General features: G+C 70.9%; 16 protein-coding genes. 9 read left to right on the forward strand and 7 right to left on the reverse strand.

Annotation, left to right across the window (positions count from 1 at the left end; translation table 11 throughout):
- Positions 1-16 precede the first annotated feature (16 nt).
- Complete coding sequence (ribA, locus tag RGI145_RS01270; RefSeq protein ID WP_083670258.1) at positions 17-1189, reverse strand: GTP cyclohydrolase II; 1173 nt, start codon at positions 1187-1189, stop codon at positions 17-19.
- A gap of 237 nt (positions 1190-1426) precedes the next feature.
- On the opposite strand from ribA, the gene RGI145_RS01275 reads away from it, so the two are divergent.
- Positions 1427-2143 (forward strand): response regulator transcription factor, encoded by a 717-nt coding sequence (locus tag RGI145_RS01275; RefSeq protein ID WP_027280785.1) that lies wholly within the window; start codon positions 1427-1429, stop codon positions 2141-2143.
- A gap of 136 nt (positions 2144-2279) precedes the next feature.
- On the opposite strand, the gene RGI145_RS01280 is transcribed toward RGI145_RS01275, so the two are convergent.
- Complete coding sequence (locus RGI145_RS01280) at positions 2280-2867, reverse strand: malonic semialdehyde reductase (protein WP_075796906.1); 588 nt, start codon at positions 2865-2867, stop codon at positions 2280-2282.
- Positions 2868-3243: 376 nt separating this feature from the next.
- On the opposite strand from RGI145_RS01280, the gene RGI145_RS01285 reads away from it, so the two are divergent.
- From RGI145_RS01285 to RGI145_RS01315, 7 genes are all read left to right on the forward strand, one after another.
- Positions 3244-4407, forward strand: a complete 1164-nt coding sequence (locus RGI145_RS01285) for a glycosyltransferase family 2 protein (protein ID WP_167668217.1) — start codon at positions 3244-3246, stop codon at positions 4405-4407.
- 231 nt (positions 4408-4638) lie between these two features.
- Positions 4639-5544: a chorismate mutase gene (locus RGI145_RS01290; protein WP_083670262.1), complete on the forward strand. Its 906-nt coding sequence runs from the start codon at positions 4639-4641 to the stop codon at positions 5542-5544.
- Positions 5541-6623, forward strand: a complete 1083-nt coding sequence (hisC, locus tag RGI145_RS01295) for a histidinol-phosphate transaminase (RefSeq protein ID WP_075796907.1) — start codon at positions 5541-5543, stop codon at positions 6621-6623. The genes RGI145_RS01290 and hisC overlap by 4 nt, the downstream gene beginning before the upstream one ends.
- Positions 6620-7507: a prephenate/arogenate dehydrogenase family protein gene (locus tag RGI145_RS01300; protein ID WP_075796908.1), complete on the forward strand. Its 888-nt coding sequence runs from the start codon at positions 6620-6622 to the stop codon at positions 7505-7507. Before hisC ends, RGI145_RS01300 begins: the two co-directional genes overlap by 4 nt.
- Positions 7508-7873: 366 nt before the next feature.
- Positions 7874-8098: a zinc-finger domain-containing protein gene (locus RGI145_RS01305; RefSeq protein ID WP_019460968.1), complete on the forward strand. Its 225-nt coding sequence runs from the start codon at positions 7874-7876 to the stop codon at positions 8096-8098.
- A gap of 32 nt (positions 8099-8130) precedes the next feature.
- Positions 8131-11028: a DNA polymerase I gene (gene polA, locus RGI145_RS01310; RefSeq protein WP_418314490.1), complete on the forward strand. Its 2898-nt coding sequence runs from the start codon at positions 8131-8133 to the stop codon at positions 11026-11028.
- Positions 11029-11425: 397 nt separating this feature from the next.
- The gene (locus RGI145_RS01315) at positions 11426-14071 is read left to right on the forward strand and encodes a hybrid sensor histidine kinase/response regulator (RefSeq protein ID WP_237183161.1); all 2646 of its coding nucleotides are present in this window, start codon (positions 11426-11428) and stop codon (positions 14069-14071) included.
- A 111-nt stretch (positions 14072-14182) separates the two neighbouring features.
- Here the strand turns inward: RGI145_RS01315 and RGI145_RS01320 are convergent, their stop codons facing one another.
- Together RGI145_RS01320 and RGI145_RS01325 are read right to left on the reverse strand one after the other, a co-directional pair.
- Positions 14183-15175, reverse strand: coding sequence for a crotonase/enoyl-CoA hydratase family protein (locus RGI145_RS01320; protein WP_075796909.1), 993 nt, complete (start codon positions 15173-15175; stop codon positions 14183-14185).
- A gap of 494 nt (positions 15176-15669) precedes the next feature.
- Complete coding sequence (locus RGI145_RS01325) at positions 15670-16206, reverse strand: dTDP-4-dehydrorhamnose 3,5-epimerase family protein (RefSeq protein ID WP_075796910.1); 537 nt, start codon at positions 16204-16206, stop codon at positions 15670-15672.
- 46 nt (positions 16207-16252) lie between these two features.
- Between RGI145_RS01325 and RGI145_RS01330 the strand changes: the two genes are divergently transcribed.
- Positions 16253-17581, forward strand: coding sequence for a DUF4910 domain-containing protein (locus RGI145_RS01330; protein ID WP_075796911.1), 1329 nt, complete (start codon positions 16253-16255; stop codon positions 17579-17581).
- 393 nt (positions 17582-17974) lie between these two features.
- Here the strand turns inward: RGI145_RS01330 and RGI145_RS01335 are convergent, their stop codons facing one another.
- Genes RGI145_RS01335 through RGI145_RS01345 form a run of 3 tightly spaced genes read right to left on the reverse strand, consistent with a single transcriptional unit; the run spans position 17975 to position 21521 of the window.
- Entirely contained in the window at positions 17975-19225 is a 1251-nt protein-coding gene (locus RGI145_RS01335; protein ID WP_075796912.1) for a complex I 51 kDa subunit family protein, read from the reverse strand.
- A complete protein-coding gene (locus tag RGI145_RS01340) occupies positions 19222-20844 on the reverse strand; it encodes an FAD-dependent oxidoreductase (RefSeq protein ID WP_075796913.1) in 1623 nt (540 codons plus the stop codon). Before RGI145_RS01340 ends, RGI145_RS01335 begins: the two co-directional genes overlap by 4 nt.
- Complete coding sequence (locus RGI145_RS01345) at positions 20841-21521, reverse strand: 4Fe-4S dicluster domain-containing protein (RefSeq protein WP_075796914.1); 681 nt, start codon at positions 21519-21521, stop codon at positions 20841-20843. Before RGI145_RS01345 ends, RGI145_RS01340 begins: the two co-directional genes overlap by 4 nt.
- Positions 21522-21735: the final 214 nt, after the last annotated feature.

Here is a 21735-nt window from a genome sequence, read left to right on the forward strand (position 1 = left end):
CGGTTCGTCGCGCCCGCTACTTCAGCAGATGGCCGAAGCGCAGCGCCTTGGTTTCCAGATAGCCGTCATTGACGCCATTGGCCACGAAGGCATGCCGCACCCGGTCCACCACCTCGATGCCGCAGGCGGCGAGGCCGGCGATCTTCTCCGGATTGTTGGTCAGCAGCCGCACGCGTGGGATGTGCAGCGCCCGCAGCATCTCCGCAGCGACCAGGAAGTTCCGCTCGTCGGCGCCATAGCCCAGGGCCCGGTTGGCATCGAGCGTGTCGAGCCCGCCATCCTGCAGCGCATAGGCGCGCAGCTTGTTCACCAGCCCGATGCCGCGCCCTTCCTGCGCCAGATAGAGCAGCACGCCGCTGCCCTCCGCCGCCATGCGGGCGATGGCGCCACGCAGCTGGGGGCCGCAGTCGCAGCGCAGGCTGCCCAGCAGGTCGCCGGTGAAGCATTCCGAGTGCACCCGCGCCAGCGGCGCCCCGCCACGGGCCGCCAGGGCCTCCGGCTCGCCCACCAGGATGGCGAGGTGCTCGATCCCCCCATCGGCCGGACGGAAGGCGACGATCCGCGTCTCGGCGGAATCCTCCAGCGGCACGCGGGCCTCGGCCACGGCGGCCAGGGTGGTGGCCGCCGTCTCGGGATAGGCGATGACATCCGCCGCCGGCACCTCAAGGAGTCCCTCCGGCAAAGCCAGGCGGGGCGCGGCGACCAGGGCGGGCAGCAGCCGCCCCAGCTTGGCCAGCGCCAGGGCGGCCCGGGCCAGGGGAGGGGCCGGCACCGGCTCGGGCACCACCGGCAGCAGCCGCTCCGCCGTCGGGTCCGCGAGATGGCGGAGCGTGGTCGGGTTCAGCAGGGCGGGCGAGGCCCGCAGGGCGACCGGCCCGCCTCCGGAGCCGGGATCGGCGGCCAGGATGGCAGCGGCGCGTGTCGGCTCCAGCAGCAGGACCGGCGTCTCCCCTCCCTCCGGCCGCGGGCTGGACGCGAATTCCGCCAGCCCCCGGCCCGAGAGCGTCTCGGCCGCACCCACCAGCAGCCCGCCCCCGTCCGGCCCACGCAGCAGGACCGGCGTCCCGCGCCGGAGCTCCCCCAGGGCACGGTGGACGCCTCGCAGGGCCTGGACATGCAGGACCGTCTCGGCACCGCTTTCCGCTGCGTCATCGGGACGTCCCGGTGCGGGCCGGGCCAGGGGATCCATGGATTCTGTCGCTTCTCTTTGTTCGTTCGGACGGGAAAGATGGGGTGGCTGGGGCGGAATGGACACTGCCTGACCCTGGTGATGTCAAAATGGCGGCGCTTGCAGTCTTGCCAATCTTCCAATAGCCACGAAATCGCGAGGCGAAGTCTTGCATGGCCGGTTCCCGGTCGGCACAATCCAGGAACGCTGCGGTTGTAGCATCTTGGGAATCTTGACAGTTGCGACAATGAGGATGGCATGTCCGGCCCCCGGCCTGTCCTGATCGTGGATGATGACCCGGCGCTCCGCGCCACCCTGAGCGAACAATTATCCCTCGACGGGGAGTTCGCGGTGCATGAGGCCGGGACGGCTGAGCAGGCGGAACATGCCTTGCTGGAGCCCAGCGCGCGTTACGACGCGGTGCTGCTCGATATCGGCTTGCCGGATGGCAATGGCCGCGACCTCTGCGCCAAGCTGCGGCGCGATGGGGTGCGCGTGCCCATCATCATGCTGACCGGTGCCGACGCGGAGACCGACGTGGTGCGCGGCCTGGATGCGGGGGCGAACGACTATATCGCGAAGCCCTTCCGGATCAATGAGTTGCTGGCCCGCCTCCGGGCCCAGCTCCGGGTCTTCGACAACAGCGAGGACGCCGTCTTCGTGGTCGGCCCCTATACCTTCCGCCCGGCCGCCAAGGTGCTGCAGGACACGGTGAAGAACCGCCGCATCCGGCTGACCGAGAAGGAATGCTCGATCCTGAAGTTCCTCTACCGCGCCGGCGGCCGTCCGGTGGCGCGGCAGGTGCTGCTGAACGAGGTCTGGGGCTACAACGCGGCGGTGACCACGCACACGCTGGAAACCCATATCTACCGCCTCCGCCAGAAGATCGAGCAGGACCCGGCCAACGCCTCCCTGCTGCTGACCGAAGGCGGCGGCTACCGCCTCGACCCGGCCGCGGGGCGCCTCGCGGCCTGATCCCGGCGGGACCGGAAGTCCGGTTCCGCCATAGGGAATCGCGCCCCGTTCCCCCCGGCCCAGGGGCCGGGTGCCAAGGCTCCGGCCGGAAAAGGAGGCATACCCCCCTCCGGCCAGAGGCCCCGGCCATTCCCGTTCAGGCGATGCGGCAGGCTTCCTCGAAGCTCAGGCGCGGCAGGCGCTCCCGAACCCCGGCGGGGTCGCCATAGCCCAGGTTCACCAGCATGTTGGACTTGATCCGCGTGCCGGCGAAGAAGGCCTCGTCCACCAGGGCATTGTTGAAGCCGCTCATCGGCCCCGCATCCAGCCCGACGGCGCGCGCCGCCACGATCAGGTAGGCGGCCTGGAGGCTGCCGTTGCGGAAGGCATTGACCTGCCGCACCTCGGGATCGGCATACCAGGGGCGCGCATCCATGTGCGGGAAGAGCTTCGGCAACTGCTCGGTGAAGTCCAGGTCATAGGCGGCGATAGCCACGACCGGGGCGCTCATCGTCTTCTCCAGGTTGCCGCTTGAAAGGGCTGGGCGCAGCTTCTCCTTGCCCTCCGGGGAGGTGACGAAGACGAAGCGGGCGGGCGAGCTGTTGCCGGCGGTCGGTCCCAGCTTCAGCAGATCGTAGATCTTGCGCAGCTGCGCCTCGGAAACGGGCCGGTCCTGCCACTTGTTCTGCGAGCGGGCGGTGCGGAAGATCCGGTCCAGCGCGGCGGTGTCGATCGTATCGGGCATATGTCACTCCAGGACGAGGCGACCACCGGCAGGCAGGGCCGGGATCGCGCGATCGGGCAGGCGGCCGCAGCATGACCCGTGCCAGGGCCGGGACTCCGGGCACGGAATCCGGACACGGGGGGGCGGGCAACGGCGCTGCGGGATAGGTTAGGCTCCCTGTCCGGCCCGCGCCAATCACCGGCGCCCATGACGGCGATCCAATGGGCCGCATGGCCGGGGGCGCGTGGCGCCCCCGGGCGAGGTCCGGGCGATCCCTCCGGGAAGCGCCTCCCCGGAAACATATATGGAAAGGCGCTTTGCGGGGCCTGTCGCATCGGTCATGAAACGCACCGGAAAATCCGAGCGTTCAGCGCCCGCCATTGTCAGGGACCGATCCTTGCCCGCCTTCCGCGAGAGCCTGCGGCTTCGCCTTCCGCCCGGTCCGCCCCCTCCCGCCCTGGTCGCCATCCCCGCCCGGGACGAGGCGGAGGCCATCCCCGTCTGCCTCGCCGCCCTGGCCGCGCAGGCCATGCCCGAAGGCACCCCGATGCCCCCCGGTCGCTTCGGCGTGGTCCTGCTGGTCAACAACAGCCGGGACGGCACCGTCGCCCTGGCGCGGGACATGGCGGGGCGCCTGCCTTTCCCGCTGCTGGTGCTGGAGGAAGGCCTGCCGCCCGAACTGGCCCATGCCGGCGAGGCACGCCGCCGCGCCATGGAGGCCGCCGCCCTCTGGCTGGAGCGGGATGCCGTGCCCGGCGCCGTGCTGCTGACCACGGATGCGGATGGCCGCCCGGCGCGGGACTGGGTGGCGCGCAATCTCCTGGCGCTGGAGGCCGGGGCCGATGCGGTGCTGGGCCTGATCACCGTGGACCCGGAGGAGCACGAACGCGCCCTTCCCGCCGCCCTGCGCCAGCGCAGCGCGGAGGAGGAGCGCTACGACGCCCTTCTGGTGGAGCTGGCGGCACGGCTGGACCCCGACCCGGCCGATCCCTGGCCCCGGCATGACTGCGAATCGGGGGCCAGCATGGCGGTGACCCTGGCCGCCTATCGCCGCGCCGGCGGTCTGCCCTCGCAGGCCCTGGGCGAGGACCGGGCCTTCTGCGACGCGCTGCGGCGGATCGACGCGCGCCTGCGCCATGCGCCGGAAGCGGTGGTGGAGGTGTCCTGCCGCCTCCATGGCCGTGCCCAGGGGGGCATGGCTGATACGATGCGCTTCCTGATCGATGCCACCGACGCCCCCATCGAGGGACGGCTGGAACCGGCCCTCGATGCCGCCCGGCGCTACCGTCTGCGGGCACTGGCACGGCGGCTGTTCCGTGCCCCGCCGGATGCTGTCGCGGCCGAAGCCGCCGGATTCGGGCTGGAAGGCCCGGCCCTGGCGGCCCTCCTGGCGCAGCCCGGCTTCGGCCGGGCCTGGGAGGCCGTGGCCGCCGTCAGCCCCGTGCTGCGGCAGCGCACCCCTCTGGAACGCCACGATCTCGTCCCGGAAACGCAGCGCGTGGAGGCGCTCCTGGCCCCGCTCCGGGCCGCCATGGCGGAGGCCACGAATCCGGGCCCCTGATGGCACGGCGTTGATACCGGGGGCGGGCCTCTTCCCGATGGGTCCGCCTTGGCTCCTGGCGGCGGCCATCCCTCCCACCCCGGCAGGGAACGCGGCTTCCCCCGCGGCGGCAGGGGCGTGATACGTTCCGTCCCGCCCGGCGAGGGGCAGCCCCGCGAATCCGCTTGGCCGGCGCGAATCCGGCCCGGCCTGCTCTTTCCCTTCGCCTTGGCGCGGGGCAAGGAGGGCATTATGGGTTCGCCGGATATCATGACCGACCTGCCGTCGCCCGATCTGTCATCGCCCGACCTGGCGTCGCTGCGTGCCGAGATCGATTCGATCGACGACGCGGTGCACGACCTGCTGATGCGCCGGGCGGCGCTTTCCGCCCGCATGGCCGCCAGCCGGGTGAAGAACGACAGCTTCCCCTATCGCCCGGGCCGCGAGGCCGGGATCCTGCGCCGCCTCCTGGCCCGCCACCATCCTCCCCTTCCGGCCGGCACGATGGTCCGGATCTGGCGAGAGATCATCGCCGCCTCGCTCTCGCAGCAGGGGCCGCTCTCCCTCGCGGTGCTGCAGCCGCAACGCGGGAATCCGGACGAGGCCCCACTGTCCGCCCTGGCCCGCGCGCATTTCGGCGAGGGCAGCGCGCTGCGCCTGCATGCCACGCCGGGCCGGGTCCTCGCCGCGCTGTCCGTCGGAGAGGCCAACCTCGCCATCCTGCCGATGCCCGATGACGGCGATCTGGCCGAGGCCGCCTGGTGGCTGCGGCTGGAGGCGCCGCGATTGCACGTGGTGGCCGCGCTGCCTTTCCTCGCCCCACTGGGGCAGCGGCCGCAGGCGCTGGTGGTCGCCGCCATGGCGCCGGAACCCACCGGGCGCGACCGTTCGCTGCTGCGCCTCGCCCATGCGCCGGACATGTCGCGCGACGCGCTCGCCGCCGCCCTGTCGGCGGCGGGGCTGAAGGTGCTGCGGCTGATCCCCTTCCGCGACCTGCCGCACCCGCACGAGACGGGCGCCGCGCGCGCGGCCGACAGGGGGGCGGAGGGCTGCGCCCTGGCCGAGATCGAGGGGTTCCTCACCCCCGGCGACCCTCGCCTGAAGAACCTTCGCGCCGATCTGCTCGGCGCCTATGCCGAGCCGGAGAGCCTGCCATGACTGTGATGCCCCGCCCCTCCATCCTCGCCGTCGAGCCCTATGTCGGCGGCGAGTCCAAGATCCCGGGCGTGAACCGCATCGTGAAGCTGTCCTCCAACGAGGGCGCCTTCGGCCCGCCGCCCGGCGCGGTCGAGGCGATCCGGGCGATGGCGACCGAGGCGCACCGCTATCCGGATGGCGGGGCGAAGGCGCTGCGCGAGGCGATCGGCGCGGCGCATGGGCTGGACCCGGCGCGCATCGTCTGCGGCAACGGATCGGACGAGCTGATCGCGCTGCTGATCATGGCCTATGGCGGCGAGGGCACCGAGCTCGTCATGTCCGCCTACGGCTTCCAGATGTACGAGCTGACCGGGCTCTGGGCCGGCTGCCGCGTCATCAAGGTGCCGGAGCGCGAGCTGACCGCCGATGTGGATGCCATGCTGGCCGCGGTCGGGCCGCGCACGAAGCTGGTCTTCCTCACCAACCCGAACAACCCGACCGGCACGCTGCTGCCGCAGAGCGAGGTCGAGCGCCTGCGCGCGGGCCTGCGCGGCGACATCCTGCTGGCGCTGGATTCCGCCTATGCGGAATACGTCACCGCGCCGGGCTACGACGCCGGCGCAAAGGTGGTGGATGCCAGCGACAACACGGTGATGCTGCGCACCTTCAGCAAGATCTACGGGCTGGGCGGCATGCGCCTGGGTTGGGCCTATGCCTCGCCCGCCATCGTCGATGTGCTGGGCCGGGTGCGTGGGCCGTTCAACGTGAACGCCGCCGCCGCCGCCGCCGGCATCGCCGCCCTGGCCGAGCCGGGCTGGATCGGGAAGAACGTCGCGCACAACAGCGAATGGCGCGCGAAGCTCGGCGTGGCGCTCGGGGCGGTCGGCCTGCCGGTGCTGCCGAGCGAGACCAATTTCGTGCTGGTGGATTTCGGCAGCCCCGAGCGCGCCAAGGCCGCCGATGCGCATCTGCGCGCGCGCGGGCTGATCGTGCGCGCCATGGGCGGCTATGGCCTGCCGCGCTACCTCCGCGTCACCATCGGCAATGCCGAGGAATGCGAGATGGTGATCGAAGCGCTCACCGGCTTCGCGCGCGGATGAGCAGGCCTCTCTTCCGCCGCCTCTGCATCATCGGCGCGGGGCTGATCGGCTCCTCCCTGGCCCGGCTGGTCCGGGAACGAGGCGACATCGCCGCGCATCTGGTGGTGCATGACAGCTCCGCCCCGGTGATCGAACGGGTGCGGGAGCTGGGCTTCGCCGATACGGTGGAGCCCAACCCGGTGCGCGCGGTGGAAGGCTGCGACGCGGTGGTCCTCTGCGTCCCCGTGGGCGCCTATCACGGGGTGATGTCGGTGATCGCGCCGCATCTCGCCCCGGGCAGCGTGCTGAGCGATGTCGGCAGCACCAAGAGCAGCGTGCTGCGTGACCTGCTGCCCCTGCTGCCGGAGGGCGTGCACCTGGTGCCGGGGCATCCCATGGCGGGCACCGAGTTCTCCGGCCCCGATGCCGGCTTCGCGGCGCTGTTCCAGGGGCGCTGGGTGATCCTGACGCCGCCGCCGGGCAGCGACCCGGCCGCCGTGGAGAAGGTCGCGGAGATGTGGCGCCGCGCGGGCTCGACGCTGGAGGTGATGGACGCCGCCAAGCACGACAAGGTGGTGGCCATCGTTTCCCACCTGCCGCACCTGATCGCCTTCACCATCTGCTCCACCGCCGACGATCTGGCGCAGGAGACGCAGGACAACATCCTGCGTTTCGCCGCCTCGGGCTTCCGCGACTTCACCCGAATCGCCGCCAGCGACGTGGCCATGTGGCGCGACATCTTCCTGAACAACCGCGAGGCGCTGCTGGAGATGCTGGCGCGCTTCACCGAGGATTCCCAGGCCCTGGGCCGCGCCGTGCGCTGGGGCGAGGCGGGGTTCATCGAGGACCGCATCCAGCGCGGCCGCAAGGTCCGGCGCTCGCTGATCGAGATGAAGCAGGCCTGAAGCGGGGTTTCCGGCGGATGCCCCCGGGCGGAGGCTCCGCCTCCCCCGGTCCCCCATCGCTGGGGAGATGGTATCTCCCCAGACCCCGCCTTGAGTTGATGCGAGCGGCAAGGTCGGCCTGTGGCCCGAACCCCCGGGGACAGGCGGACCGGCCGGTTCCATCTCCGCGCCGGTGGCAGCGAGAGCCAGCGAAGGGGAGGTCCAGGACCCTCAGGGTCCTGGTGGATGGGGTCCGGGGAAGGCAAAGCCTTCCCTGGCCGGCCGCAACGGCAAAGCCCTGATCCCCTGCCTTGGCCTCCCACCCTGGCCCGGAGGGCGCGGAGGGCCTATCTAGGGGCTCCCATCTTCCTGCAGGCGAGCGATCCGATGCGCGACAGCAGCTACACCGGCTATACCCCTCATATCGTTCCCGGCGTGACGCCGGTGGACAAGATCACGGTGGAGAGCCGGGTGGTGGCCTGCGACGGCGGCAAGGGCGCGCTGGGGCATCCCACCATCTACATGCGGATCGAGGACCGGGAGGTCACCTGCCCCTATTGCTCGCGCACCTATGTGCTGGCCGAGGGCGCGGGGGATGACGGCCACCACTGAGGCCGCTGGCAGAAATTCGGAAAGGGGCGGCGATGACCGAGGATGCGCCCTCCGGGACCTCCCGTGACAGCACGGGTCCGGAGCAGGAAGCGGCCACGGCCGCCGTCACCAACATGCCGGGGGCCGTGGGCGACGTGCCCGCTACCCCGCCGGGCGAGCGGCACCTGATCCTGGTGGACGGGTCGGGCTACATCTTCCGCGCCTTCCACGCCCTGCCGCCGATGACCAATCCGGAAGGCGTGCCGGTGAACGCCGTCTTCGGCTTCTCCGGCATGCTGTCGAATTTCCTGTCCCGGCATGTGGGCAGCCACATCGCTGTGGTCTTCGACGCCTCCCGCAGCACCTTCCGCAACGAGATCTACCCCGACTACAAGGCGCACCGGCCCGAGCCGCCGCCGGAGCTGGTGCCCCAGTTCAAGATGATCCGCGAGGCCACGGCGGCCTTCGGCGTCGCCTGCGTGGAGCAGCAGGGCTACGAGGCGGACGACATGATCGCCTCCTATGCCGTCGCCTTCGCGCGGGATGGCGGGCGGGTGACGATCGTCTCCTCCGACAAGGACCTGATGCAGCTCGTGGAGGATCGGGTCGAGCTGCTGGACCCGATCAAGCAGAAGCCGATCCGCGCCGCCGAGGTGATGGAGAAGTTCGGCGTGCCGCCGGAGAAGGTGGTCGAGGTCCAGGCCCTGGCCGGCGACCCCACCGACAACGTGCCGGGCGTGCCGGGCATCGGCGTGAAGACCGCCGCCCAGCTCATCGAGACCTATGGCGACGTGGAGACGCTGCTTTCCCGCCTGTCCGAGATCAAGCAGCCCAAGCGCCGCCAGACGCTGGAGGAGAATGCGGAGAATGCCCGCATCAGCCGCCGGCTGGTGGAGCTGGACCGCAACGCCCCCCTGCCGCATCCGGTGGAGGAATTCGCGACCCGGCCGCCCGAGCCGGCGCGGCTGAGCGGCTTCCTGGAGCGCAACGGCTTCCGCTCGCTCCAGCACCGGCTGGGGCTGAGCCAGGACGGCCTGCGCGATAGCGGCGTCCGCCGCCCGCCGGCCGCGCTGGAGGCCCCCGTGACGGCGGAGCCGCTGGCGGTGCCGGCCGAGGCCGCGCCCTTCGGCCCCTACGAGACCATTGCCGACCTCGCCACGCTGGAGCGCTGGATCGCGCGGGCGCGTGAGGCCGGGGTGGTGGCGGTGGACACGGAGACGGACAGCCTGGACGCGCTGGCGGCCAACCTCGTGGGCATCTGCCTCGCCGTGGCGCCCGGCCAGGCGGCCTATCTGCCGCTGCGCCATGCCTCGGGCGACCTGTTGCAGCCGGCGCCGCAGCAGGTGCCCTTCGACGAGGCGATCGCCCTGCTGCGCCCGCTGCTGGCCGAGCCTGGCACGCTGAAGGTGCTGCACAACGCGAAATACGACACCGAGGTGCTGGCGCGGCCGGAGAATGGCGGCCTCGCCGTCGATCCGGTGGACGACACCATGCTGCTCTCCTACAGCCTCGATGCCGGGCGGCACGGGCATGGGATGGACGAGCTGTCGCGCCGCCACCTCGCGCACCAGCCGATCACCTATGACGAGGTGACCGGCACCGGCCGGGCGCGCAAGCCCTTCGCCCAGGTGCCGCTGGAGCAGGCCGCCGCCTATGCCGCCGAGGATGCGGATGTCACGCTGCGCCTCTGGCTGGCGCTGAAGCCGCTGCTGCGCGAGCGCAAGGCCCTGGCCCTCTATGAGCAGGTCGAGCGCCGCATGATCGCCGTGCTGCGCGACATGGAAACCGCCGGCATCAAGGTGGATGGCGAGGAGCTGGCGCGGATCGGCGAGGATTTCTCCCAACGCATGGCGGCGCTGGAGACGGAGATCCACGGCCTCGCCGGCCGTGCCTTCAACGTCGGTTCCCCCAAGCAGCTCGGCGAGATCCTGTTCGGCGAGATGGGCCTGCCGGGTGGCCGCAAGGGCAAGACCGGCGCCTATTCCACCGATGTCTTCGTGCTGGAGGAATTGGCGGCGCAGGGCCACGAGCTGCCGCGCAAGGTGCTGGACTGGCGGCAGCTCTCCAAGCTGAAATCCACCTATGTGGAAGGGCTGCAGGCGCAGATCGCCGCCGATGGCCGGGTCCATACGGATTTCAGCATGGCCATCACCTCCACCGGCCGGCTGTCCTCCACCGAGCCCAACCTGCAGAACATTCCCATCCGCACGGAAGAAGGCGCGAAGATCCGCCGCGCCTTCGTGGCGGAGCCGGGGCATGTGCTGCTGGCCGCGGACTATTCGCAGATCGAGCTGCGGCTGCTGGCCCATATGGCCGACGTGCCGACGCTGCGCGAGGCCTTCAGCAAGGGCGAGGACATCCACACCCGCACGGCGCGGGAGATCTTCCGCCTGCCGGACGGGGCGCCGGTGGACCGCGAGCTGCGCCGCCGCGCCAAGACGGTGAATTTCGGCATCATCTACGGCATCTCGGCCTTCGGCCTGGGGCCACGGCTGGGCATCTCCCCGGGCGAGGCGCGCGGCATCATCGACGCCTATTTCGCGCAGTATCCGGGCATCCGCGACGCGATGGAGGCGATCAAGGAGGAGGCCCGCATCCACGGCTTCGTCCGTACCTCCTTCGGCCGGGCGCTCTGGATTCCCGACATCACCGTCAAGCAGGCGCAGATCCGCGCCAATGCCGAGCGGCAGGCGATCAACGCCCCCTTCCAGGGAGGTGCTGCGGAGATCATCAAGCGCGCCATGGTCCGCATGCCGCTGGCGCTGCGCGAGGCCGGGCTTTCGGCGCGGATGCTGCTGCAGGTGCACGACGAACTGCTCTTCGAGGTGCCGGAGGGCGAGGTCGAGGCGACGGCGAAGCTGGTGCGGGAGGTGATGGAGGGCGTGGCGACCCTGCATGTCCCCCTCTCCGTGGAGGTCGGGACAGGCCATTCCTGGGCCGAGGCGCACTGATCCCGGACGGCGGCGGGCGCAAGGCCGAATCCTTCCCGGCCCGCTGCCGGCGGGCCGCATGGCCTTCCTTGAATCTGGACGCAGCATGGCATCCGCGCAGGGGAGGACCCCGGCGGATACCGTGGTGTGCCTCATCCACCGACTTGCGGTTGTGTTTTGCCTTTGTCGCCTCGGCCTCAAGGCGCAAGTGGCACTTTCGCCTCATGAGTGACTTGTTATTGATTTGGAAGGAAGATTCGCGAAGGGCAGTTTGACCTTCGCGACAACCCCTGGCTGAATATTTCATAATCGTATCGCAACGACAATCCGTGCCACGGTCGCCCCGCCCTGTCCGCCGGGGCTATAACCGTGCCGGGAGGAGGGTTTCCCCGGCTCTCCCAGGTTCTGGATCGTACCCGTGGTCTCACCTCTGCGCTGGATCGCTGCCCGGCTCCGCCGCCGTCCTGACAAGGAACACGAGATCGCCCTGAACCGGGTGGCGATCGCCCTGGGCGCGTTGGTGTACTTCTTCCTGGTGGTGCCTTCCGACGCCTCGCTGGAGGAAGCGCGGCGGCTCTGCGCCGCCTTCGCCATCGCGACCATGCTGATCTTCGGGCACCTGGTGATCCGCCCCGGCGTCTCCGTGCTGCGGCGCCTCGCGGGCATCGTGCTGGATCTCGGCATCCTTTCGGGCGGGCTGCTCACCGGTGGTGTCTATGTGGCCGCACTCTACCCGCTCTATCTCTGGGTGATCTTCGGCAACGGCTTCCGCTTCGGCATCGCCTATCTCGGCGTCGCGGCGGGCCTGTCCATCCTGGCCTTCGGTACCATCATCCATGTCTCGCCCTACTGGCAGGCCAACTACCCGCTGGCGCTGGGCCTGCTGGCGGGCCTGATCGTGCTGCCCGGCTATGCCGCGATGCTGATCCGCAAGCTGTCCCTGGCGCGCGACCAGGCGGAACAGGCCAGCCAGGCGAAGAGCCTCTTCCTGGCCAGCGTCAGCCACGAACTGCGTACGCCCGTCACCGCCATCATCGGCATGAACGACCTGCTGCGCCGCACGCCGCTGCAGCCGGAACAGCGGGAGATGACGGGGACGGTCCAGACCTCCGCGCGCGCCCTGATCTCGCTGATCGACGACCTGCTGAACCTGTCGCGCCTGGATGCGGGCCGCATCGCCTTCGAGCAGGTGGTCTTCGACCCGGTGGCGGTGCTGCGCGACGCGGCGCGGCTGGTCACCGCCCAGGCGCTGGAAAAGGACCTCCGCCTCGGCTTCCACGTCACGCCGCGCAGCACCGGCCTGCTGCGCGGCGACCGGCGGCGCTTGGGGGAGGTGCTGCTGAACCTGGCCGGCAACGCGGTGAAGTTCACCCAGCAGGGCGGGGTGGTCCTGGCGCTGGACATGCAGGAACAGGCGGAGGGCATCCTGCTGCGGCTGGAGGTGTCGGACACCGGCATCGGCATCGCGCCGGAGGCCCAGGAACGCATCTTCGAGAGCTTTACCCAGGCCCATGAGCGGATCGCCAACGACTTCGGCGGCACGGGGCTGGGCCTGTCCATCTCCCGCCGCCTGGTCCGGGCGCAGGGGGGCGACATCGGGGTGCGCAGCCGCCTTGGCCGCGGCAGCACGCTCTGGCTCATCCTGCCCATGGAGCCTGCCGCCGCCGGGGAGCTTCCCGCGCCCGCTCCCTGGCCCGCCGTGGTGCTGGTGCGCGACGCCAGCCTGCTGCCGGCCCTGGAACGCGTGGCGGGACCGGCCGGGCTGCACCTCGCCCCGGCGCGGGACCGCGACGAGGCCCGCCGCCTCCTCGCCGCGCCGGCCCCGGCGGGCGAGGGGCCGCGGATGCTGATCCTGCTGGGCGAGGAGCCCGCCGCCGCGGAGCGGATGGAGGAGGAACCGGGGCCGCCTGCTTTGCCGGACCTGCCGCCGGAGGCGGCGCGCCTGCCCGTCCTGCTGATCCGCCCCGATACGTTGCCCGGGCTCCCGGAACCGGCGCGGCGCTTCGGGGCGCTGGCCATCCTGTCGGCACGGCGCCTGGAGGCGGAACTGCCGCCCGTGCTGCGCGCCGCCCACACGCTCTGGCGGGCGGAGAGCGAGGAGGAGAGGAGGCTGCCCGGCGGGCGTACGGCCGGCCGGCACATCCTGGTGGTGGACGACAACCGGGTGAACCAGAAGGTGCTGTCGCGGATGCTGGAAACCGGCGGCCACGCCGTTACCCTGGCCGGCAATGGCGAGGAGGCGCTGGACCTGCTGGAACGGGACAGCTTCGACCTCGTGGTGATGGATGTGAACATGCCGGTCATGGGTGGGCTGGAGGCGACCAAGCTCTACCGCATGGCCTCGCTCGGCCAGCCGCATTTGCCCATCGTCGCCCTGACCGCCGACGCCACCAGCCAGGCAAGGGAGAAGGCGCTGGAGGCGGGCATGGATGCCTGCCTGACCAAGCCGATCGACCTGGAAACCCTGCTGGACCTCGTGGAGCGCCTCCTGGCCGGCAAACCACCTTCGGCCGCACCGGTCCGGCGCCCGGCCACCCCCCTGGCGGTGGTCCCGCCGCCGGACGAGCAGCCGTCCCGACCCGCCACGGCCATGCCGCCCTGGACCGTCTATGAGAATCCGCGGCCCGAGCCGCCACCCGCGCCGGTCCCGTCCCATCTTGCGCCGCATGATACGGGGGCGCCGGACGCGGCTGGCCAGGCGCTGCTCGACGAGACGATGCTGGACAATCTGGAAACGCTGGGCGGCGCCGCCTTCGTCGCGGACGTGGTCGCCTCCTTCCTCACGGAAGCGGCCGCCCATCTGGAGGAGGTGCAGAAGGCCGTCCGGCTGGAGGACGGCGCGACATTCCGGGACCGGGTGCATGCCCTGCGCAGCAGCGCGGCCAATGTCGGCGCGCTGGTCCTGCCGGAGCTCTGCCGCGACTGGCAGTTCGCCAGCGACGAAGCGGTGCGCCGGAACGGCGCGGAGATGGCGGCGCGGCTCGTCGCCGAATTCGAGGCGGTGCGGGCGGCGCTGCTGCGGCGCCAGGCCCTGCCGCCGGTGCTGGTGACCCGGCGGGACTGACCCCGCCGCAAGCCTCGTGTCGGCTGCCATGCCGAAGGATCGGAGCCGCCGGGGAGGGCCTCCCCCGCCGGTCCTTCCTCCGCCCGGTGCCGTGGGGCTTGGGCAGGGCCGTCACTCGGCCGCGATGCCGATCCCCCGGTCGCGGCTGGTCCGGCGCTCCTGCGCCGCGGCGAGGCGCTCCATCTTGCGCAGGTCCGCCGGCGACAGGCGCATCGCCGCGTCCACCCAGACATCGACGATGTCGCGCAGCTCCTTCAGCGTCACCGGCGCGGCGATGTGGCGGGCGCGGAACACCGCCTGCATCGCGTTGTGCCGGCGGCCCTGCCCGGCGATGTACTGGCGCAGTTCCTCGTCGCCCTGGCCCGGGGTCAGCAGCATGTCCACCAGGCCCAGCTCATGCAGCTCCTCGGCGGTGTAGATGCGGCCGCTCAGGATCATGCGCTCGGCCTGCACGGCGCCGATGCGGCGGGCGATCAGGCTGTAGGCGCCCATGCCGGGGAAGAGGTTGAACAGCACTTCCGGCAGGCCGAACTTGGTGCCCCGCTCCGCCGCGATCAGGTTGCAGGACAGCGCCGTCTCGAAGCCGCCGCCCAGCGCATCGCCCTGCACCAGCGCGATGGTCACCACCGGGGCGCTGTAGCTGACGAGGTTGTTGTACACCACGTCGATGCAGCGATGTGCGTAGTGCTGCAGCAGCACCCGCTGCTCCTTGCGCACCGCCTCGGCGAAGAGCTTCAGGTCGCCGCCCATGTTGAAGATGCCGGGAATGCCCGAGGCCACGACGAAATAGTCGAAGGGGCGCTTCTCGTCGCCGGCCTGGGCCAGCCAGCGGGTGACGTCCGCCTGCATCTCGGTCAGGTCGCGCAGCACGCCGGGGGAGACGCAGGGACGGCCCTGCGGCGTCAGGCGGCACCAGAAGGTGCGGGCCTCGGCATCCAGCCGGACGCGGATATCGGCGAAGTCCTTGTCCAGGACCAGGCTGCCATCCGCGGTGACCGGGCTGAGGCCCTGGACCTCCATGCGGGCGGAAACCAGCTGGTGCTGCACCGGCGGCTTGGAGAAGGAGGACGGGTTGGAGAAGGACGTGGTGGGGAAGTAGGTCATGGAAGAGCCTTTCTCGAAGGAACGCGGACACCCCTCTCGCCCGGATGCGGGCGGGGATGCCGGCATTCTGAATAAGGCCCTCCCCGGCGTCTTTGCCCGCAATGGTTCGTGCGAAAGGAATCGTGGGACAGGGAAAAGAAGCGGAGGACGTCTATTTGTTTCTCATAAGAAACAAAACTGCGGATGCTTCGTGGTCCCTTGCGGATGCCGGTGCAGGATGTTGCGGAGGCCATACGGCAGGATCCGGCCGCGAAAGAGGGCTCAGCCCACGGCATCGGGTTCGCGCTTCGGTCCCGGCCTCTTCCCGTGCGCTCCATCTCGGCGCTCTCTCGCTCGATGGCTGACGGATGGCGCCAGTCCGTTCCGGACCACTGCCGAAGCCGGGCCTGGATAGCCCCCGGGAACGGCCATGGACGGGGAGCCGGGAACGGTGGCGGCCGCCGCGCGGGCGGTGGGTGACGGTGACGCTTGCGGGCGTCACCGCCGATGGCGGCTCAGGCTCCTGCCTGGAACGGGCCCCAGGCCAGGTCCTTCTCCGCCACCAGGCCGGGGGCGGCAGGCCATTCGATGGCGAAGACCGGGTCGTCGTAGCGGAACCCGTCCGCGAAGCCCGGCGCGAAGGGCGTGGACATGCTGTAAGTCACTTCCACATCGTCGGTCAGGGTCAGGAAGCCATGGGCGCAGCCGGTGGGGATGTAGAGGCTCAGATCCTCGTCCTGCCCCAGCCGGAACCCCTGCCACGCCCCGAAGCTGGGCGAATCGGGCCGGACATCCGCCACCACGTCGAAGATCGTGCCGCGGACACAGCGCACGAGCTTCACCTCCTCATAGGGCGGCCGCTGGTAGTGCATCCCCCGCAGCGTCCCGGCCCGCCGCGTCACGGAGGTGCTGCTTTGCACGAAGCGGCCATTGAGGCCGCGCTCGGTGAACTCCTTCTCGCAGAAGGTGCGACCGAAGGAGCCCCGTTCGTCGCGGTGGCGCTCGATCACAATGGCCCAGAGGCCATCGATCCTGGTAGATTGGAAGATCATTTTATTGTCTTTATACCAATATTGAGATGAAGCGAAGGGTTTTCCGATGAGCGGGCTGGGCCAGGAATTGCATGGACATGTGGAGGCGCTGTTCCCGATCTGCCGGAGCATCACCGGGGAAGGGCTGCGGCAGACGCTGCGCTACATCTCCGACCGGATCGGGCTGGAAATTCACGAGGTGCCCAGCGGCACCCCGGTGCTGGACTGGGAGGTGCCGGAGGAGTGGACGGTGCGGGGCGCCCGGATCGAGCGCCTGAACGGCGAGACCGTGGTGGATTTCCGCGACAACAACCTGCATCTCGTGCAGTACAGCCTGCCGGTGGACCGGGTGATGCCGCGGGAGGAACTGGAGCGCCATCTGCACAGCCTGCCGGACCAGCCGGACCTCATTCCCTACCGCACCGGCTACTACGCAAGGAGCTGGGGCTTCTGCCTCTCGCAGAACCAGCGCGACGCGATGCGGGACGAGGCCTATCGCGTCGTGGTGGACACCGCCCTGGCACCCGGCGCACTCAGCTATGGCGAACTCTTCCTGCCGGGCGAAAGCGAGGAGGAGTTCCTCTTCTCCATCCATTGCTGCCACCCCTCGCTGGCCAACGACAACCTCGCCTCCATCGCCGTGGCCATGGCGCTGGCGGATTCGCAGAAGCGGCGGAACGGGCGGAAGCTGGGCCTGCGCTTCGTCTTCCTGCCCGGCACGATCGGCGCCATCACCTGGCTGGCGCGCAACCGCGACACGGTCGGGCGGATCCGGCACGGGCTGGTGCTGAGTTGCCTGGGCGATGCCGGCGGGCTGACCTACAAGCGCTCCCGCCGCGGCGATGCGCCGGTGGATCGCTACGCGACGCATGTGCTGGCCGAGGAAGGCTTCGCCGAGCGCGTGCTGCCCTTCATCCCCTATGGCTATGACGAACGGCAGTACTGCTCGCCCGGCTTCAACCTGCCGGTCGGCTGCCTGATGCGCTCGCCCAACGGCACCTTTCCGGAATACCACACCTCCGCCGACAACCCCGCGCTGGTGAAGCCCGAATCGCTGGAGCATTCGCTGATGGCGCTGGAGCGCATCGTGGCGATGGCGGAGGCGGATTACACCCCGCTGAACACCCAGCCCTATGGCGAGCCGCAGCTCGGCCGGCGCGGCCTCTACAAGGCCATCGGCGGGCAGCATGACCAGGAGGACGCGCGCGCCCGCTTCGACCAGATGACCGTCTTCTGGGTGCTGAACCTCGCCGACGGCACGCATTCGCTGCTGGACATCGCGGAACGCGCGGGCAAGCCCTTCCCGGCCGTTGCGGCGGCGGCGCGGGCGCTGTCGGAGGCCGGGCTGCTGGTGCCGGCGGAAGGCCGGGTGATCGGGCAGGACCGAGCGGGCTGATCAGCCCGGAAAACCGCGAGAACCGCTGCGAGGCGGACGTCGCGCTGTCCCCGGGGGAAAGGCTCCGCCTTTCGCCCCGGACCCCCTATCCGTCAGGACCCTGCGGGCCCTGAACCCGATGAGCTGGCACCTGCCGGCGTCGGATCGCGCCGGAGAGCCATGCTCTCCGGCGGACTGCCGGTGCCACCAGCGCGGACAAGGCGTCTTTCTTTTTCAGGAGCCCCACGCCTCCACCTGCTTCCCAGGACCGGACCGTGGACTGACGGCCGCCACGGGAACCAGCGAACGCCCGGGGTCCGGGGACCGGCTTCGGTCCCCGGCGGAGTGGGGGTCTCGGGGGCGAGGCGGCGCCTTGCCCCCGGGGGCGGCCATCAAGCGCAACGCAAGGACGGCTCAGCCCAGGCCGAGCGCCTTTTCGTATTCGCTCCGGAAGGTGGCGAGGGAGCTGGCCAGCACCGTGGCGGCGCCGTCCACCAGTCCGCAGCGGCCGGAGCCGGGCAGCAGGCGCGTCAGGTTCTCCAGCGCCGCGAGGTCGGTGGGCCGTCCGGCCCCGGCCTCGATGCGTTCGAGGATGCGCGAGACCTGGTGCGTGCCGATCTTGCAGGAGGAGCACTGGCCGCAGGAATTCGCCGCGAAGAAGGCGACGTATTCCGCCGTCTTGCGCAGGATGCTGGTGCCCTCGCCCACCACGATCATGGCGCCGGTGCCGAGGCGGGAGCCGCGGGCGCGCAGGCTGTCGAAGTCCAGCGCGACGTCGAGGTCGCGGTCGGTCAGCAGCGTGTTGGACGGGCCGCCGGTGAAGACCGCCTTGAACGCCTTGCCGGCCAGCATGCCGCCGCCGCAGCGGAAGACCAGCTCGCGCAGCGAGGTGCCCATCGGCAGCTCGTGCAGGCCCGGGCGCAGCACGTCGCCGGACAGCGAGTAGAGCTTGGTGCCCGCCGCCTCGCCGAGGCCCAGCGCCCGGTACCACGCCGCGCCGTGGCGGAGGATATGGGGGACATGGGCGAAGGTCTCGACATTGTTCAGCAGCGTCGGCGCGCCATCCACGCCCTTCTCCGCCGGAAAGGGCGGCTTCAGCGACGGGAAGGGGAAGCCGCCCATGACGCTGGCCACCGCCGCCGTCTCCTCCCCGCCGACATAGAGGCCGGCGCTTTCGCTCACCCGCATCTGGATGGGGGTGCCGACGGATTCCGAGACGCGGGCCAGCAGCGGATGCGCGCGCCAGGCATCGGCGGCAGCGCGCAGGGCCTTCACGGAAGCGGTCTCGCGCGGGTTGACGTAGAGGGCGATCCGGTTCGCCTTCACCGCCAGGGCGCCAATCAGCGCACCCTCGATCACCTGGTGCGGCGTGCGGGAGAGCAGGAAGCGGTCCTTGAAGGTGCCCGGCTCGTCCTCGTTGCCGTTGCAGATGATCCACTTGCCGCCGCCTTCGGGAAAGGGCGGCTGCGCCGCCACGGCGGCCCATTTGCGGTGGGTGGGGAAGCCGGCGCCGCCCAGGCCGCGCAGCCCGGCGGCCTCCAGCGCGGGAATGATGCCGGCGGGATCGGCGAGGGCGCGTTCCAGCCCCTCGCCACCGCCGGCCCTGAGCCAGGCGGCGAGGTCCGGGCCGACCCGGATCGCCTCGGCGGTGAGAACGGCGGTCATGCGGCCATCCCCCGGTCGGTGACGGCATCGAAATTGCCGTAGGGCGGAAAGATCATCGGGGCCTTGCGGCCGAGCAGCAGGCCCTGCGCCACCAGGGCGCGGCGCCAGTCGGCGAGATGCGTCAGCCCGACATTGCGCGGCCGTTCCGCCCGCGCCCCGGCGGCGGCCCCGGCACCCGCATGGCGGCCGAAGACCACCAGCTCCAGCAGGGCATTGCCCATCATGCGGTTGCGGCCGTGCAGCCCGCCCGTCACCTCGCCCGCGCAGAGCAGGCCGGGGACGGCGGTGCGGCCTTCCGGATCGATCTCCACGCCGCCGTTCTGGTAGTGCAGCGTCGGGCGGATCAGGAAGGGCTCCTCGGCCGGATCGAAGCCGCCGCGATGGGCGAGATGGCGCAGGGTGACGAGGCTCTTCTCCAGGATGCCCGGCTTGCCCTTCTCCAGTGTCGGCGTGTCGAGGAAGAGCCCCACCTTGCCGTCGCGTTCCACGCCGCGCCCCTCGGCGATCTCGCGCAGGATGGCGGAAGCCACCACGTCGCGCGGCTGCAATTCGTCCACGAAGCGCTCGCCCTTGCCGTTCACCAGGAAGGCGCCCGAGGAACGCGCCGCCTCGCTGACCAGCGCGCCCTCCATGTGCGGCGGCCAGGCGATGCCGGTCGGGTGGTACTGGAAGCTGTTCACCTCCCGCAGCGGGGCGCCAAGGCGATAGGCCAGCACCAGCCCGTCCGCCGTGGCGCCGTAGTGGTTGGAGGTGGGGAAGCCCGCGAGGTGCAGCCGCCCCGATCCGCCGGTGGCCAGCACCACCGCCCCGGCGCGGGCCAGCACCGGGCGACCATGCGCGAAGTCGTGCAGCACCGCCCCGGCGCAGCGGCCGCGGTCGTCCGTCAGCAGCTCCAGCGCCGGATGGCGGTCGAGGATGGTGATCCCCGGCTGGAGCAGGGTCGCCTCGCGCAGCGCCCGCATCAGCTCCAGCCCGGTGAAGTCGCGATAGGAGAGCAGCCGCGCGGCGGTGGCGCCGCCGGGCTTCTTGCGCAGCAGCGTGCCGCCCATGCGCTGGCTGCCCTCGGTGAGGTCGAAGCTCATCCCCTCCTGGATCAGCCAGCGGATCGCCGACGGGCCGCCGGAGACCAGCGCCGCCACCAGCGCCTTGTCGGCGGCGAAATGCCCGGCGCGCAGCGTGTCCTCGAAATGCCGTTGCAGGCTGTCCTCGGCGCCGACCGCGGCCTGGATGCCGCCTTCCGCCATCACCGTGTTGCTGTCGCCGATGCGTAGCTTGGTGGCGAGCAGCACGCGGGCCCCGGCGCGCGCGGCGGTCAGCGCCGCGACGCAGCCCGCGCCGCCGCCGCCGATCACCAGCACGTCCGCGTCCAGCATCGGGGCGCCGGCGATGTCCACATCCTCCAGCAGCGAATCCGCCTGTAGCAGGTCCGCCAGGATGGCCGGGCATTCCTGGCCGGCGCTGGCGCCGACCCGCAGCGTCACCATGGCGCCCGGCTGGCGGTCCGGATGATAGGCGGTCAGCAACTCCGGCACCGGCAGGTCCAGCGCCCGGGCCGGGGCGGGGGAGGCGGCGCGCCAAGCGGCGAGGGCCTGGGCATGGGGGATTCCGGCGGCGCTCATGACGCGGCTCCCTTGGATGGCGGATTGGCGCCCGGCGCGTCGAAGTCGATCGGCTGCCGCCCGTCCTCGATCTCGTGCAGCCGCATGATCAGGTCGGAGGGGCGTAGCGTCAGCGAGGCGTTCATCCGCCGCACGAACTGGCCCAGATGCGCCGGGTCGATATGCTCCGGGCAGGCGGCGACGCAGAGGTTGCAGAGCACGCAGTGGTCGAAGAGCTCGGCGGCAGCATTGGCCTGCCCCACGGCGGCGAGGTTGACCATGCGCTGCACCTCGATCCCCTTGGGACAGGCACGGTCGCAGCCGTTGCAGTGGCGGCAGTGCTTGGCCTCGGGGAAGACGGCGTCGATCTGGTCGATCGCGGTCCAGCTGTCGGTCAGCGCGTGCAGGTCATAGGCATGCGGGCGGCGAGCCGGGAAATGGTCGATGAAGGAGACCTGCATCCCTTCCTCGGCCAGCATCTCGCAGGCCAGGGCGGTGCCGGCCAGGCGCTGTCCCGGTCGGCGCACCAGCACGCGGCAGGCCCCGCAGACACCCTGGCCCATGCAGCCGACATTCTCCGTCAGCGACAGCCCGGCGGCCGTCCAGGCCTGCAGCAGCGAGGTTCCGGGCATCGCCTCGATGGCATGGCCGTCGAAGTCCAGATGCAGGGGTCCGGAGGTCCGTGCGTCATCGGACATGCGGGGCGATCTCCCGTCCGTGGGGGACATCGGGGAAGGCCGGTGTCCTGGACGGGAAGGATAGACCCATCGCGCCGCCGCCTGAACCCGCCACCATAATATCCGGCTTGAAAAACCGGCCGGTAGCAAGAAAATGATGACGGATCATCCGTCTTTTGCATGTGTCTTTAAACAGTACTTATTTGGTCCAGATGTTGAGGACTTTGCGTTGGTC

This window comes from Roseomonas gilardii (assembly GCF_001941945.1).
In the GTDB taxonomy this organism is placed as follows: domain Bacteria; phylum Pseudomonadota; class Alphaproteobacteria; order Acetobacterales; family Acetobacteraceae; genus Roseomonas.

Coding starts and splice junctions, on each gene's coding strand:
- ribA (WP_083670258.1), bottom strand. CDS start 1,189: ATGGATCCCCTGGCCCGGCCCGCACCGGGACGTCCCGATGACGCAGCG.
- RGI145_RS01275 (WP_027280785.1), top strand. CDS start 1,427: ATGTCCGGCCCCCGGCCTGTCCTGATCGTGGATGATGACCCGGCGCTC.
- RGI145_RS01280 (WP_075796906.1), bottom strand. CDS start 2,867: ATGCCCGATACGATCGACACCGCCGCGCTGGACCGGATCTTCCGCACC.
- RGI145_RS01290 (WP_083670262.1), top strand. CDS start 4,639: ATGGGTTCGCCGGATATCATGACCGACCTGCCGTCGCCCGATCTGTCA.
- hisC (WP_075796907.1), top strand. CDS start 5,541: ATGACTGTGATGCCCCGCCCCTCCATCCTCGCCGTCGAGCCCTATGTC.
- RGI145_RS01300 (WP_075796908.1), top strand. CDS start 6,620: ATGAGCAGGCCTCTCTTCCGCCGCCTCTGCATCATCGGCGCGGGGCTG.
- RGI145_RS01305 (WP_019460968.1), top strand. CDS start 7,874: ATGCGCGACAGCAGCTACACCGGCTATACCCCTCATATCGTTCCCGGC.
- polA (WP_418314490.1), top strand. CDS start 8,131: ATGACCGAGGATGCGCCCTCCGGGACCTCCCGTGACAGCACGGGTCCG.
- RGI145_RS01320 (WP_075796909.1), bottom strand. CDS start 15,175: ATGACCTACTTCCCCACCACGTCCTTCTCCAACCCGTCCTCCTTCTCC.
- RGI145_RS01325 (WP_075796910.1), bottom strand. CDS start 16,206: ATGATCTTCCAATCTACCAGGATCGATGGCCTCTGGGCCATTGTGATC.
- RGI145_RS01330 (WP_075796911.1), top strand. CDS start 16,253: ATGAGCGGGCTGGGCCAGGAATTGCATGGACATGTGGAGGCGCTGTTC.
- RGI145_RS01335 (WP_075796912.1), bottom strand. CDS start 19,225: ATGACCGCCGTTCTCACCGCCGAGGCGATCCGGGTCGGCCCGGACCTC.
- RGI145_RS01340 (WP_075796913.1), bottom strand. CDS start 20,844: ATGAGCGCCGCCGGAATCCCCCATGCCCAGGCCCTCGCCGCTTGGCGC.
- RGI145_RS01345 (WP_075796914.1), bottom strand. CDS start 21,521: ATGTCCGATGACGCACGGACCTCCGGACCCCTGCATCTGGACTTCGAC.